The organism is Allorhizocola rhizosphaerae (assembly GCF_003426775.1).
In the GTDB taxonomy this organism is placed as follows: Bacteria; Actinomycetota; Actinomycetes; order Mycobacteriales; family Micromonosporaceae; genus Allorhizocola; species Allorhizocola rhizosphaerae.
The window spans coordinates 1-13,223 of record NZ_QJUG01000227.1; the positions used below are offsets into that span (position 1 = coordinate 1).

The following is a 13,223-nucleotide window of genomic DNA, read 5'->3' on the forward strand; positions in this document are numbered from 1 at the left end:
CCGCAGCAGCCGCAGGCTCAGGCGTCCGCAGCACCCCAACCATCAACACAACCAGCACGACCGCCAGGAAAGTCCTCACGCGACGCAGAATCCGCGCCCCACCTTCCTTCCCCCTTCCACCAACCTTCCACCCACCTTCCGCGCACCCCCCTTCCGGTCGAACATGAACTTAAGTCCATGTTCGGCGCGGAGGGCCGCGGGGCGCGAGGGCGGTGGGGTGGTGGGGTGGTGGGGATGACTGAACTGGGGGTGTTGTGTGATAACCAGAGGGGATGGATGTTCACCTGCGGGATCTGCGGTACTTCGTCGCGGTCGCCGAGCACCTGCACTTCACCCGGGCTGCGGAGGCGCTGTTCGTCAGCCAGCCCGCGCTGTCGAAGCAGATCCGCACCCTGGAGACGGAGCTGCGCACGGTGCTGTTCGAACGCGACCGGCGCGAGGTCCGGCTGACTCCAGCGGGGCTGGCCCTGCTTCCCGAGGCCCAAGCGATCCTTGCCGCTTGGCGGCGCGCCGAGCAGGCCGTCGCGACCGCCGCCGCCGAACACGCCGCAACCCTGGTCGTGGGCATGAACACCGGACTCGGGCGAGGCCTGTTGCCCGCGGTCCGCGCCCGTTTCAGCGCGGCGGCACCGTCGGCGCGCCTGCTGGTGCGGCAGATTCCGTGGGACGACCCGACCGCCGGGCTTGCCGCCGAAGGGCCAAACCGCACCGACGCCGCCTTCGTGTGGCTTCCCCTTCCCGCGCCGGATCGCTACGAGTGGCTGACCGTGGCCACCGAGCCCCGGCTGCTCGCCCTGCCCGCCACGCACCGGCTCGCCGAACGCGACACCGTCGACATCGCCGACCTGCTGGACGAACCGTTTCTTGCGCTCCCGCCGGGCAGCGGGGAGCTGCGTGAGTACTGGCTGGCAACCGCGGCCCGCCGCGGACATCCACCCACGATCGGCGCCGAGGTCGCCAACGCCGAGGAGACGGTCGAGGCTTTGACCGCGGGCCTCGGTGTGTGCCTGATCGCCTCCGGCAACGCCCCGCTGATTGTCCGCGACGGCATCACGACGCGGCCCGTGACCGGCGTGGCACCAAGCGAGCTCGTGATCGCCTGGCGCCGCGGCGACGCCCGGCCGTTGTTGCGCCTCCTGCTCACCGCCGTGAAGCAGTCAACACCTCCACTCGCCGCCAACAAATAGGCCCGCCAGATCCGGCTGGATATCATGCTCCCCCGTTCGCGAAGGCGGGCTGCCCACGGCGTACCAAACCAAAAGCGGTAATCACGGCGGCGAGCAGGGCCGCCGCAACCGGGACCACGAGCGCACCTCGGATCGCCGCCAGCCCGCTTCCGGACACCGCCACGGCCGCGGTGACCGCGGAGATGCCAAGTGCGGTGCCAAACTGCATCGACGAGTAGAGCAGACCGCTGGCCAGGCCGTGCTCGGGCTCGTCAACGCCCTCCGTGGCAGCCATCGTGAACGGTCCGTACCCGAGCGAGAACGCGACACCGAGCAACAGCATGGTCGGCAGCATCGCGGCGTATGTCCAATCAGGAGCGACCGGCAGGAAGAGCGCGTACGCCAAGACCGCCGCCGTCGTGCCGCCGATGAGCACCCGGCCGTTGCCGAACCGGTTGACCAGCCAGGTCGTCAGTGTCGGTGCGAGGATCGTGTCGACCCCGACGACCAGCATCGCCAGGCCGGTCTGCAGCGGACTCCAGCCACGCAACTCCTGCAGATACAGCGTGATCAGGAATTGGAAACCGGCGAACGAGCCGAGGAAGAGCAGCCCGCCGAGGTTGGCCCGCACCAGCGGCCCGGAACGCAGGATTCCCAATCGCACCAACGGATTCGCCGACCGGCGCTCGATCACCACGAAGGCGGCCAGCATCACCAGACCGGCGGCGAACACCCCGAGCGTGGCGCCCAGCCCGGCACTGCCGTGCTCCAGGCGGACCACGCCATAGGCCAACAGCAACATCGCCGCGGTGAGGGTGAACGCACCGGGCAGGTCGAAACCGCCCGCCCGCCTGGCCTGCGGCGCCTGATCTTTCAACACCGGTATGGCCACCGCGAGGATCACCGCCGAGAGCAGCACGGGCGCGAAGAACACCCATCGCCAGTCGATCGCCGCCAGCAGGCCACCGGCCACCAGCCCCAGGGAAAAGCCGCCGGCGGCCGTGCCGGCATAAACCCCTAAGGCTCTGGTACGCAGCGGGCCGTCCGGAAAGTTGGTGGTGACCAGTGAAAGCCCGGCCGGAGCCATGAACGCGGCCGCGACGCCGGTCACAAACCGGGCCAGAAGCAGCATCCAGCCCTCGGTGGCCAGTCCGCCCAGACCGGAGAAGACGAGAAACACGGTGAGCCAGAACAGGAACATCCTGCGGCGGCCCAGCAGGTCGGCAGCACGGCCACCCACCAGCACAAAGCCCCCGTATCCGAGCACGTAGGCGCTCACCACCCCGCTGAGCATCCCGGTGGACAGCCCCAGCTCCGCGCGGATGGACGGCAATGCCACGTTGAGCATCGCCACATCGATGCCCTCCATGAAGATGGCGCCGCACAGCACGAACAGCACGCTCCATGCCCGTCCGTCCATGCGACCACTTGACGTAGACAAGATCGACTCCTTCCGAGACCGGCGCGGTTCCTTTTTGGCCGCCGGTAACTTCTTGTAACCAGGAGCATCGTCAGGCACTATCAGGAGTCATGGAAGACGGAACTTCTCGGTCCCTCGGTAACTGCGCGGATACCAACGCCGACTACGACGTGTTCCAGTGGGACACCCGCGAGGACTGTGAGGTAAGACAAATCCTCGACCGGATCGCCGACAAGTGGTCGCTGCTCGTCATCGCCCTGCTCGACGGGGGCCGGCGGATGCGCTTCACCCAGCTGCGCCAGAGCATCGACGGGGTCAGCCAGCGCATGCTGTCCCGCACGCTGCGCCATCTGGAGCGCGACGGCCTGGTCAGCCGCACCGTCCACGCGACCGTGCCGCCCCGCGTCGACTATGAGCTCACCCCGCTCGGCGCGACCCTGCACGACACGATCCGAGCCCTCGTCACCTGGACCGAGTCGCACCAAAACGAGATCGCCGCGGCGCGTGCCGCCTACGACACCCGGATCGCGCAGGAGGAGCGGCAGGCCGAGCAGGAGGCCGCCGAGCGCGACGCCATCGCCCGGGACGTGCTGGCCGGCATTCGCTGATCGTGCGCGCCGAGGCCCTCATCGAGCACGCGGTCCTCATGCCGGTCGATGGGTGGCGACACGGCGGCCGGAAAAACTCCGCCTGGTCGGCGAACTCAAGTGTGATGAGGAGCGTGCCTGTGTCGGGCCTGGCGTAGGTGGCCAACCACACACCGCGGCACGCGCGGCGGCAACGGTTTCGTCGGTGATGTCACCGGCCTTGGCCACCACCGCCCGCGCGAACTGGAGCGCTGCGTGGGTGTGTGGGTCGGCGTGGCGCGCCGACCGGACCCCGAGGAGCTCGCCGTCAGACATGCCCATCTTGGCCCCGCGCAGGCCGTGGGCGGCGACGCAGTAGGGGCAGGAGTTGAGCTCGGCGACGAGCAGGGCGAGTTGCTCCCGCAGCGCGGGCTTTAAGACCCCGTCGGTGAGGGCCGAGCGGAAGGCCAGATAACCCCTGAGGGCCGCTGGGGAGTTGGCCATTGTCCGGTACAGGTTGGGGACTCGCCCGAGTTGCCGCTGAGTGGCATCGAGCAGGTCTCGCTGTTCGTCGGTGGCGTCGTCGGTGGTGACTTGGGGCAGGCGCGGCATGGGAATCCCTTTCAGAAACGGTACCGATCGGTTCAATATTGTCTCAGACGGTACTGACCATTCCCGTTTTGGTCAATCGGCCGGTACGATCGGCACCATGCCCACGCATGCCCGCGACCGCCTGCTGGAGACCGCCGAGCGACTGTTCTACACCGAGGGGATACGCGCCGTCGGCGTCGAGCGGATCCTGGCCGAGTCCGGCGTCGGCCGGGCCTCCTTCTACCGGCACTTCGCGAGCAAGGAGGAGCTCGTGTTGGCGGTGTTGCGCGAGCGCGACGAGCGGTGGCGCCATTGGCTCGAAGAGAGCGTCACGGCACGCGGAGGCGAGCCGTTGGTGGTGTTCGATGCGCTCGCCGAGCGGTTCGCTCGCGGGGACTTTCGCGGGTGCGCGTTCATCAACACGATGGTCGAGACCGCTGACCCGGGCAGCGCGGCCCATCGCGTCGCCGCCGAACACAAGCGACGGGTGACAAGCTACGTCGACGGCCTGCTCGCAGCCGCCGGGCGGCCGGATCACGCGGCGCTGGCCGAGCAGTTCATCCTGCTCATGGACGGAGCCATCGTCACCGCCCTGCGCGAGGGAACCGCCGAACCCGCACACCGCGCCCGATCCGTCGCCGTCGCCCTCCTCTCCTCCCCCTCTTCCGGTTGATCATGAACTTTCGGTCGCGACGCACCCGGTGTCGCGGCCTAAACTTCATGATCAACACACCGCGGCACCGCAGCGTCGACCATGAAGTTTTCGGAAGCGACAGGCCATCCAACATGGACACAAAGTTCATGATCAACCCGGAGGGGGCGGTGGGGCGTGGGTGAGTCGCGTGATGCCGCGGATCGCTCTTGCCCAGGCGCCGATCGCCAGGGACGGGACGCCGATCACCCAGGCCGCGACGAGCCAGGGGATGAATCCCGGCACGTGATCCCAGTCGAGCAGCACACCGAGGAACAGGCCGACCAGTGCGGCGCCGACGATGGAGTATGAAACCGTGAGCAGACCGGCCCGGAACAGGTCGCGGTCGAAGTAGTCGATGGTGACGCCGGCAGGGCCGTCGATGAAGCGTTTGAGCCGCCCGGACTTGGTCGCCGTCCAGACGACGCCCGCGAACCCGATCAGCAGCACGGGGATGAGCAGCCAGGCGAGCCCCGGCGGGGCTCCGGCATGCCAGACGTTCAGGTATTCGTAGACGCGCTGCACCAACAGGCCGAGCGCCACCATGACCGTCAGCCACAGCGTGACCCGCAGCACGCGCTCCAGATTGGCCAGTTGCGGCTTGTCGCTGTCGCTGAGGTTGTGCCGGGCGAGATATGCCCGGACCAGCAGGATGAGCCCGCAGATGGTGGCGACCGTGCCGATGGCGAGCATGCCGCTGGCGATGGCGGTCGCGGTCCAGGCCCGCCGGCAGGCGTCCTTGGCTTCGCCCGCGATGAGCCCGAACACATAGGCATTGAGCCCCATCGCGATGAAGGTGGCGATGAACGGGGTCAGCGCGCGCAGTCGATCCGAGCCCGCCTGCTGCGCGGCCCGGTCCGTCTCGGGCCGGGGTTGGCCGAGCAGCACCACCATCCCGGCGAACACGAAGCCGCCGATGACCCCGGCCAGCTGGGCCAATGCCTGTGCCGCCGCGACGGTGTCCCACGAGGTGCCCGGACAGGGTGACGTCATATCGACGATTATCTGGCATCGTGTCCATCGAGCCGCCTAACAATGGGTAGTGTCTGTCGATGCGAACCTGGATCGGCGGCACACTGGCGGCGCTCGGTGCGCTCGCCTGGGCCTGGACGATGACGATGCTGGAGCCGGCCACGTGGCGCGCCTATGAGGCGCAGCAGGCAGCGGTCAGAGACGGCACGATCGCCGTGGCGGTCGACGTGGAATACATGGACCAGATGGTGTTGATGGCCAAGGATCTGCGCTGGGCCGCGCTGTGCTATAGCGGTGTCGCCGCCGCGCTCGCGCCCCTGATGTTTTCACGTCGCCCGAGGTGAGCCCGTACCGTCCGGCCGAAATGCTGTTCGCCGGATCCGTGATCAGCGTGGGGCTGGCCGTGTCGGCGATGGCCGTGGCCCTCACGGCCGTCCGTGAACCGACCCCGCGGCTCGCGTTGCGCGCCATGGCGATCGCGGTCCTGGTGATCTCCCCCGCGATCGCGGCTCAGCTGTGGTCGGCCACCGCCCCACAGGCTGCCGACCAGCAACCGCTGGTGACGCTGCTGCCCTGGGCCTCGGCGCCGATTCTGCTGTTGACCTGCCTGCTGCTGGTCAAGGGGCGGCCGCAGGGATCGCGATGGCTGGGGTTCAGCGCTCTGGCGCTGGGCGTGACCGTGGCGTCCTATGTGTTGCTCTATCTGGGCATCGGGGTGAGCTATTACCTGCAGTACCAGATCCTGCCGCTCACCGGTGACAAGGCATTTTTCGACGGGTACCAGTTCAGCGTCGCCGCGTTCGGGGCGGGTCTGCTGCTCGGGTGCATCGCGTTGATCGCACGGGTCGGGGCGCTGCAGAAGACGAAGACGCGGGAGGCATAGCGCCTCCCGCGTCTCATCCAATGTGGACTACTGGCAGGTGATCCCGAAGTCGAAGTCGCGCTGCGTGCCCTCCGGCTCCATGGCGAACGTGACCAGATGGATCGCCCACGCCGGCAGTTGCGGCGTCAGCATGGTCATGCCGCCCCCACTGACCGCGCCCAGCGGGATGTTGGGCGTGATCGTCCACGCGTGCCCCTGATCCGGCCCCGGCCGGGTCAGGTGGAACCCACCCGCCGCGACGCTGCGCAGGCCCGACGACTGCAGACCGGGCTGCAGCCGGACACCGATCCCGAACGTGGGCGGCGGGATGCCCAGGTCGCACGGGATCGGCGACTCGACGATGGGGAATCCCATGCCCGGCGTGTTCTGTCCGATGTGGAACAGCGGGATGAAGTTGCCCACGATCTTCGGCCCGACCCGCAGCCCCACCGTCCCGTGGAACGGCCCGCCGAAGTCGAAGATGATGTCCACCCCGACCTGAGCCGCAGCCTCACCGCGCACGTGGAACAGGTCCAGGTCGAACTCGTCGAAGTCACCGAGCACCGACGACGCGACGCCGACGTTCATCTCCATCGACTTGAGCTGCTTGAGCTCCACCGTCACCAGCGGCACCTCGACCTTGAACCCGACGTCGACCACGAAGTCCACGTCGATCGGCGTGCTGTGCTGTGGCGGCACATCACAGGGCCCGGGGTCGCTGACGTTGAGCCCCTTGGACAGGCCCTCCACCTCCGCGTAGAGCCGGGTCGTCGCGACCTCCGAGGAGGCGCGCAGTTTCCAGTTCTCGCGGTCGAAGAACATCGTGGTGCCCTGTCCCGTGCCGCCCAAATTGGAGACTTCGAGCCGGACGGTCATGCCACCGTCCAAGCCGGTCAGTCCGTTGACGTCCAACTCAAGGTTGGCGTCCAGGTTGTCGTCTGACGCGGTATAGACGACCTTCGGGAACTGGGTCGGCAGCGCGCTGCGCGGGTCCGCCTTGCAGGGATCCGGTGCGGGCGGCGCGATCACGTTGCCCAGGCTCAGGTCGAACGACGCGGGCACGTCGGCCAGGTCGGCGACGAGCGCCTCGGGGTGCGACATCGGCCCATACGTGATCTTCGCTTTCCCGAGTGGTACCGAACCGACCGCCTTGAAACGCATCTCCGTGTCCGGCGTCTTGCCGGGCTCGGGTTCCGGTCCCACGAAGTTTTCCATCGAGAACACGACCTGCTCGTGCGGAAGCGCCTCCACGTCGATGCCCAGCATCTTCTGCTGCTGCTTGCCGGGCGGGCCTTCGGCATCCCCCGGCAGCACGACCAGCAGGTCGGCGGCCGGACGCACGCCATTGGCGTCGATCGTCAGGGCCAGATCCGGCTTGCCGTGCTCCGGCTTCCCGGTGCGCTGCACCACGGGACCGATCGTCACTCCGGACGGCACATCGGGCCGGAACCCGGTGAGCCCACCCTGCACGTGAAGCTGCAGTTCGGCGTCGAGAATCACGTCCACGTCGAGCGCTTGCACCTCGTCGGGGGCGTACCCATCGAAGATGAACTTCTTCTCCTTCATGTTGACTTCCGCGTAGGTCGGCGCGTCGTGGAACCGCACGCCGAGCCCGGTGGCCACACCGACGCCGTCGAATCGCCAGTCGCGCGCCGAAATGCCCTCGACCCTCGGGATCTCGTCCAACTTCGACAGTGCGGATTGGACCGCGTCCGGCGTGCCGACCAGCACCCGCGCGTCCGCCTCGTACGGCGCACCCGCCGTCAGTTTCAGGCCCAGCTCACCGTCCACATCGGACTTCTCCAGGTGCAGCGCGGGTGGCACGTTCGCGACTCCACCTTGAATCACCAGCCGCTTGCCGGGCGAGTGCACATCCACGTCCAAGTCCAGCGGCACACCGGTCGCGCCGTCGAAGTCGGCGACGAGTCCGTCCGCCGCCGTCTTCTCGTACGAGAACTTGCGCAGATTCGTGAGTTTGACCGCGGCGTAGAAGTTCTTGCCGTTGTCGTCGAGCAACGCGTGCACGTGGTTGTCCGACGGCCGTTGCAGCGCGTTGAGTGTGCCCTGGTTCCGGTCCAGTGCCGCCTTCGCGTCGACCTCACCCACGGCCCCGCCTTCGAGCGCCTCGAACGCGATGTGCTCGGGGTCGTAGCTCAGGTCGAAGTCCTTGGGCGCGTTGGTAAGCGTCGCGTCGACGGTCACCAACGGGTCGGCATTGTCGCTCGCCCTGCGGAATTTCGCCACCGGAGTCGTCACCAGTGCGGTCACCTTGGGCAGGGGCGCGTCGGCCCGGTACTCCAAAGTGGACTGTGTCTTGTTCAGGCGCAGCTTGGCACCTGGCATCGGCATGTCGGTGACCGTGCCGTCGAGCGTGAGACCGGTGGCGGTGCTCAGGTTCGTCGTCACGTCCGGCGCCACGCCCTCGGCCATCTCGTACCGGATGCACAGCAGGTCGTCGCTGTCCGGCTCGCTTTGGCGCGCCGGGCAGTGCACGCTGTCGGCGGCATCCGGTTCCACGTGCGCCTCGAACCGCTTGGGCAGCGGGGCCACGTCCGACACCAGCTTGACGCCTGGCGTGTTCACGGAGGTCACGAACTTCTCGCCACCCGCGCCGCGCACGTCGGCGTCCACCTTCATGTCCCACTCGGCCGGGCCTGGGTCGCTGAACCCGACATCGGCCAGGGCCAGCGCGTCGAGCCGCAGGTCGGCCAGCAGCACGCCGCCGGTTTCGGTCTGCACGAACGCATGTTGCGCGGCGTAACGCTCGGGCTGCTTCGGATCCGGTTTCAAGAATTCAGGGGGTATGAAGCCGGAACCCTTGGCCATCTTGAAGTGCAGCTTGTCGATCCCGGCGCTGCCCTCCGGCTGATCGGGTGCGCTGCGCCCGGCGTAATCGGCGGAGAAGTTGTCCCCGCCCGGCATGTTCAGCTTCAGGCCGAACACGGGCGGCAGCGACGTCGCCGAGCCCCACACGTGGGTGGCGCTGCCCGCTCCGTCAAACTTGCGGAACGTTGCGTCGACGACGGCCCCGCCGATGCGCTCCGGCGCAACGGCTGTCACGTCGGTGACCGAGCCGTCCTCGGACAGCAGCGTCGTCGCCGTCACCTCGCGCGGCACATCGGTCAGCGTCAGATCGATGCTCGACTTCACCTTGTCCGACACGACCGACGTGAACAGCGCCTGCGCGAACGGCACGACGGTCGGCGCGGTGTAATGCACCACGGTCTCGCCGGGCGTGCTCGCAGGCAGATTCTCCTGCGGCTGCGTCAGGTCGACGTGCACCCGCGACGGCAGCTTCCGGACATCGAATTGCGTTTGCTTGAAGGTACCTTCCGGGTCCGCCAGCAGCCGCGACCGAGTCTGCGCGACCACGCGCTCGACCGGCGAGCTCGCCACATAGTCGATGACAGTGACCGGGCGCGACGCCGCCTCGCCTCCGGCGGGGAAGCTCTCCAGCGCGAACCGCTCCACCGTGCTCGGCATGTCGATCATCGTGGTGTCCAATTTGAACTCGCGCGGCGCCTGCTTCTTGAAGCCGCTCTGCGAGCGCATCGCCAAGTGCAGGTCGTACCGGTCCGGATCGGGCCGCACCGGTGACGCCGTGACGTTGGTGAGCTCGAACAGGTTCCGCGCAACCCCCGCGAGCGGGCGCGGGTCGACCCGCAGGTTCGCGTCGAGTTGGGCGGGCACGGGCGCGAGCGTCGCCTCGACGCTCATCTGGTCGATCTCGTTCGTCGGCTCGTTCTCGTACTGCGACGTGCCGAACAGGAACGTGGTGTCCGTCGCGCCGTCGGCGCCGCTGTAGCGCAGCTGCACCGGACCGCGTACGACACCGTCCGCGAGCTCGTCCGGGCTCTCGAACGTGATCTTGGCGGACGTGTTGCGCGCCAAGGTTTTCGCGTTCGCCGTGCCGATCATGACGCGGGTCGACGTGCCCGGTGGCTGGATGATGACATACGCCTTGCCGGGAAGGTTCCCAGTGGACAGCGGCGTGCGGGTGAAGCCAAGCGTCACACCGAACTGGCCGTTGGCGATCGCCGCGAGGTCCAGCGTGATCGTCACGAGGAGGTCGGGCAGCAGGTCGCCGTTAAGGTCGGCGGTGGTCGGGGTGCCCAGGGCGGCGGGCAGTCCACATCGGTCGGTGGCGCGGGGCGCGGTCACCGACGGGTTCGTGCACACCAGGTAGGTCGCGCTGCTGATCGTGCTGGCCGCGAGCTGCTGCAGGATCGCGAGGTCCAACACGGGCAGCTTGAGGTCCAAATTGGGCGGTCCGCTCGGCAGCGGAAGCTCAAGCCCGGTACCAATCTGAGGCAGGTGCGGCAGAGTCAGCTGCGGCAGGCGCAGCGCGGGCAGGTTGATGCGCGGCAGTCGTGCCAGCGCGTCAACGAGCGGCAGGTTGGGGTTGCCGAGCAGGTCGCGCAGTGAACGAATGAGGTTGCGCAGCTCGGTCGGCTCGGGCAGCTGCGGCGCGGCCACGGGAAGCTGCTCAGTGCCACCGAACTGGGTGTCCAGGAACCCTTCCGTGAAGAGCATGCTGTACATGAGCGTCTTGACCAGGTTCGGGTCGATCGTCGTGTCCAGACCCTCGGTGCCCATCCGCGTGTAGAGCGCCTCAACCAGGCAGACCCGATCACTGTCCGGCGCGAGCTGGTCGAACTTCTCCTGCTGCGCGATCTCGCGGAAGAGCGGCCGCAGGATCACGCCGGTCGGCGGCGCGCCCTCGGGGGTGCCCTGATAAGAGTTCCAGCTGAACGCGGTGTCAAGCCCGGCGAACCGGTCCCGCCAGCGGCCGAGGAAGCCCGCCGTGTAGCCGGTGCCGAGCTTCTCATCGATTTGGGTACCGCATTCGGGGATCGGCGGTGGGGCGGCGTTGGCGGGCACGGCCGCTGTGGCGACCACCGCGGTCACCAAGGCGGCGAGCGCACCTATGCGCCGGCGCAGGTGTTTCAGGCGTAACGGGGGCATGCGGGTTTTTCCTCTCGAACTACCCATGCGAATGTGGATCACACCGACGCCGACGCTAGCCAGTCCACTTGCGAGCGACTTGGAACGCAGGTAGTCCCACCTGCCGTTTTCGCAGGTGTGGTCGGGCTCACGTGAATAAGTGTCCGAGATGCGACTCAAACGGTGAAACGTTTTCGAAGATCATCACGTTCATCTCGTGAAGCATTCGTAAGAGGTGGGGCGACGATGGTGACGTTTGGTGTGTTGGGTCCGTTGCAGGCGCGGACCGAGGCGGGTCTGGTCGACCTCGCCGGCCCGCGGCAGCAGTCCGTGCTGGCTCGCCTGCTGGTCGCCCGCGGGCACGTGGTCGCCGCCGACCGCATCGTGTCCGACCTCTGGCGCGACGAACCACCGCCACGGGCGCAGGCGGCATTGCAGGCTTATGTCTCCCATCTGAGGCGCGGGCTGGAGCCGGATCGCCCGCCGCGTGCGCCGGCACGGCTGCTCGTCACGGCGCCCCCGGGTTATGCGCTTCGCACCGAAGTGTCCGCTGTGGACGGTTGGATTTTTGAGGATTTGGTACGAGACGCGGCCCAGCTGTCCACACCCGACAGAGCGTTACCGTTGCTGGACCGGGCGCTCGCTCTGTGGCGCGGCCCAGCGTTTGGGGCGTTCGCGGACGAACCCTGGGCGCACGGCGAGGCACAGCGGCTGGAGGAGTTGCGCCTCGACGCCATCGAAAAGCGCGCCGCCGCACTGCTCGGCCTTGGCCGGGCCGATGCCGTGATCCCGGAGTTGCGCGCATTTCTGGCCGATTATCCGTTGCGCGAGGAATCGTGGCGCCTGTTGGCAACCGCCCTGTATCGCACCGGCCGCCAGGGCGACGCGCTCGAATCGCTGCGCACGGCCCGCGCGGTCCTCGCCGACGAGCTCGGCACGGATCCCGGGCCGACGTTGCGGCGCTTGGAGATTCAGCTCCTCAACCATGCGCTGCCCGACACGAGCCCGACCCGGCCGAGCAGGCGGCACGCCAAACCGCGCCGGAAGGACCGATTGTGGCGCTGTTGTCCGGTGATTCACAGCGCGCGGCAACCGTGAATCGCGCGCACGGGCAACCGTGAATCGCGCACACTCATGCGACGAACCTCAAGCAGGGCGGGAAAAGGCTGAATGTCTTCTCAGGCAAACTTTCACTCTTGAAAAGCCGGCCCCTAAGATCGAAATATCTATACTTCTCGCAGTGAGGCGGCTACATTTCGTCGGCGAGTCCCGACGCTACGGGCTACGGGCGCGATAAATCGAGCCGGGCGCCGTGACTCAAGCCCACCGACACGCCGAGTGCACCGTCGTGTCCGGGCGATGCTGTGTCACTTCTTCATGCGAAGGAAGGTCCAGTGAACACTCCTACCGTAACCACCCTGCGGCGGGCTGCCGTCATCGCCGCCGCGGCCCTCTTCGGGCTGGTGCAGGTATCCGCGGCCGGTGCCGAGGCTGCGTCGCCTCAGGCGGCCCAGGCCCGCCTGTCGGCAATGGTCTCCAGCGACGGCTCGCACGGCGGCATGGCACCGAATGTCGCCACCTCCATGATCAGTAGCGGAAAGGGGGCCGGCCTGCCGGCCGATCTCAAGGCCACCGCGAGCGCACCCGACGGAAAGGGTGTCGGCATCGATTCCATCATCGGCACCGACGACCGCTACCAGGTCAACCCGGGCGTGTACCCCGGCACCTCCACCGTCCTGGTCACCTTCAGCGGCGGTCGGTGCTCGGGCTGGATGGCCGGTTACAACCCCGCCAACCTCACGTCCACCATCGTCACCGCCGGGCACTGCGTCCACACCGGAGGCAGCGGTGGCGCCTGGCGCAGCGGTGTCACGGTCTACCCCGGCTACCCGAACACCGGGTTCGGCTGCAGCGCCATCACGCTGTACTCCGTCGTCGGCTGGACCACCAACGGCTCGCCCGACTACGACTACGGCGCGATCAAGGTCAACTGCACCTTCTCGGGTCAAGC

General features: G+C 67.9%; 11 protein-coding genes. 7 read left to right on the forward strand and 4 right to left on the reverse strand.

Annotated elements, in window-relative coordinates; genetic code table 11:
- The first annotated feature begins 272 nt into the window (after window positions 1-272).
- Window positions 273-1,187, forward strand: coding sequence for a LysR family transcriptional regulator (locus DM816_RS33885; RefSeq protein ID WP_117214549.1), 915 nt, complete (start codon window positions 273-275; stop codon window positions 1,185-1,187).
- A 22-nt stretch (window positions 1,188-1,209) separates the two neighbouring features.
- On the opposite strand, the gene DM816_RS33890 is transcribed toward DM816_RS33885, so the two are convergent.
- Window positions 1,210-2,586: an MFS transporter gene (locus tag DM816_RS33890; RefSeq protein WP_117214550.1), complete on the reverse strand. Its 1,377-nt coding sequence runs from the start codon at window positions 2,584-2,586 to the stop codon at window positions 1,210-1,212.
- Between the two features lie 110 nt (window positions 2,587-2,696).
- Here DM816_RS33890 and DM816_RS33895 point away from each other — a divergent pair, with 110 nt between their 5' ends.
- Entirely contained in the window at window positions 2,697-3,194 is a 498-nt protein-coding gene (locus DM816_RS33895; RefSeq protein WP_117214551.1) for a winged helix-turn-helix transcriptional regulator, read from the forward strand.
- 36 nt (window positions 3,195-3,230) lie between these two features.
- Here the strand turns inward: DM816_RS33895 and DM816_RS33900 are convergent, their stop codons facing one another.
- Window positions 3,231-3,764 carry a carboxymuconolactone decarboxylase family protein gene (locus DM816_RS33900; protein WP_117214552.1) on the reverse strand — a complete coding sequence of 178 codons (534 nt, stop codon included), beginning with the start codon at window positions 3,762-3,764 and terminating at the stop codon, window positions 3,231-3,233.
- Window positions 3,765-3,861: 97 nt separating this feature from the next.
- On the opposite strand from DM816_RS33900, the gene DM816_RS33905 reads away from it, so the two are divergent.
- Window positions 3,862-4,416 (forward strand): TetR/AcrR family transcriptional regulator, encoded by a 555-nt coding sequence (locus DM816_RS33905; protein WP_117214553.1) that lies wholly within the window; start codon window positions 3,862-3,864, stop codon window positions 4,414-4,416.
- 132 nt (window positions 4,417-4,548) lie between these two features.
- On the opposite strand, the gene DM816_RS33910 is transcribed toward DM816_RS33905, so the two are convergent.
- The gene (locus DM816_RS33910) at window positions 4,549-5,427 is read right to left on the reverse strand and encodes a hypothetical protein (RefSeq protein ID WP_117214554.1); all 879 of its coding nucleotides are present in this window, start codon (window positions 5,425-5,427) and stop codon (window positions 4,549-4,551) included.
- Between the two features lie 59 nt (window positions 5,428-5,486).
- Between DM816_RS33910 and DM816_RS33915 the strand changes: the two genes are divergently transcribed.
- Both DM816_RS33915 and DM816_RS33920 read left to right on the forward strand, forming a co-directional pair.
- Window positions 5,487-5,750 carry a hypothetical protein gene (locus tag DM816_RS33915; protein ID WP_117214555.1) on the forward strand — a complete coding sequence of 88 codons (264 nt, stop codon included), beginning with the start codon at window positions 5,487-5,489 and terminating at the stop codon, window positions 5,748-5,750.
- Window positions 5,747-6,289 carry a hypothetical protein gene (locus DM816_RS33920; RefSeq protein ID WP_162908107.1) on the forward strand — a complete coding sequence of 181 codons (543 nt, stop codon included), beginning with the start codon at window positions 5,747-5,749 and terminating at the stop codon, window positions 6,287-6,289. The genes DM816_RS33915 and DM816_RS33920 overlap by 4 nt, the downstream gene beginning before the upstream one ends.
- 27 nt (window positions 6,290-6,316) lie before the next feature.
- Here DM816_RS33920 and DM816_RS33925 read toward each other — a convergent pair whose 3' ends face one another.
- The gene (locus DM816_RS33925) at window positions 6,317-11,233 is read right to left on the reverse strand and encodes a hypothetical protein (protein ID WP_117214557.1); all 4,917 of its coding nucleotides are present in this window, start codon (window positions 11,231-11,233) and stop codon (window positions 6,317-6,319) included.
- A gap of 225 nt (window positions 11,234-11,458) precedes the next feature.
- Between DM816_RS33925 and DM816_RS33930 the strand changes: the two genes are divergently transcribed.
- Window positions 11,459-12,310: an AfsR/SARP family transcriptional regulator gene (locus DM816_RS33930; RefSeq protein ID WP_117214558.1), complete on the forward strand. Its 852-nt coding sequence runs from the start codon at window positions 11,459-11,461 to the stop codon at window positions 12,308-12,310.
- Window positions 12,311-12,606: 296 nt separating this feature from the next.
- Window positions 12,607-13,223: trypsin-like serine peptidase (locus DM816_RS33935; RefSeq protein WP_425455307.1), on the forward strand; the 617-nt coding region annotated here is incomplete at its 3' end.

Coding starts and splice junctions, on each gene's coding strand:
- DM816_RS33885 (WP_117214549.1), top strand. CDS start 273: ATGGATGTTCACCTGCGGGATCTGCGGTACTTCGTCGCGGTCGCCGAG.
- DM816_RS33890 (WP_117214550.1), bottom strand. CDS start 2,586: ATGGACGGACGGGCATGGAGCGTGCTGTTCGTGCTGTGCGGCGCCATC.
- DM816_RS33895 (WP_117214551.1), top strand. CDS start 2,697: ATGGAAGACGGAACTTCTCGGTCCCTCGGTAACTGCGCGGATACCAAC.
- DM816_RS33900 (WP_117214552.1), bottom strand. CDS start 3,764: ATGCCGCGCCTGCCCCAAGTCACCACCGACGACGCCACCGACGAACAG.
- DM816_RS33905 (WP_117214553.1), top strand. CDS start 3,862: ATGCCCACGCATGCCCGCGACCGCCTGCTGGAGACCGCCGAGCGACTG.
- DM816_RS33910 (WP_117214554.1), bottom strand. CDS start 5,427: ATGACGTCACCCTGTCCGGGCACCTCGTGGGACACCGTCGCGGCGGCA.
- DM816_RS33915 (WP_117214555.1), top strand. CDS start 5,487: ATGCGAACCTGGATCGGCGGCACACTGGCGGCGCTCGGTGCGCTCGCC.
- DM816_RS33925 (WP_117214557.1), bottom strand. CDS start 11,233: ATGCCCCCGTTACGCCTGAAACACCTGCGCCGGCGCATAGGTGCGCTC.
- DM816_RS33930 (WP_117214558.1), top strand. CDS start 11,459: ATGGTGACGTTTGGTGTGTTGGGTCCGTTGCAGGCGCGGACCGAGGCG.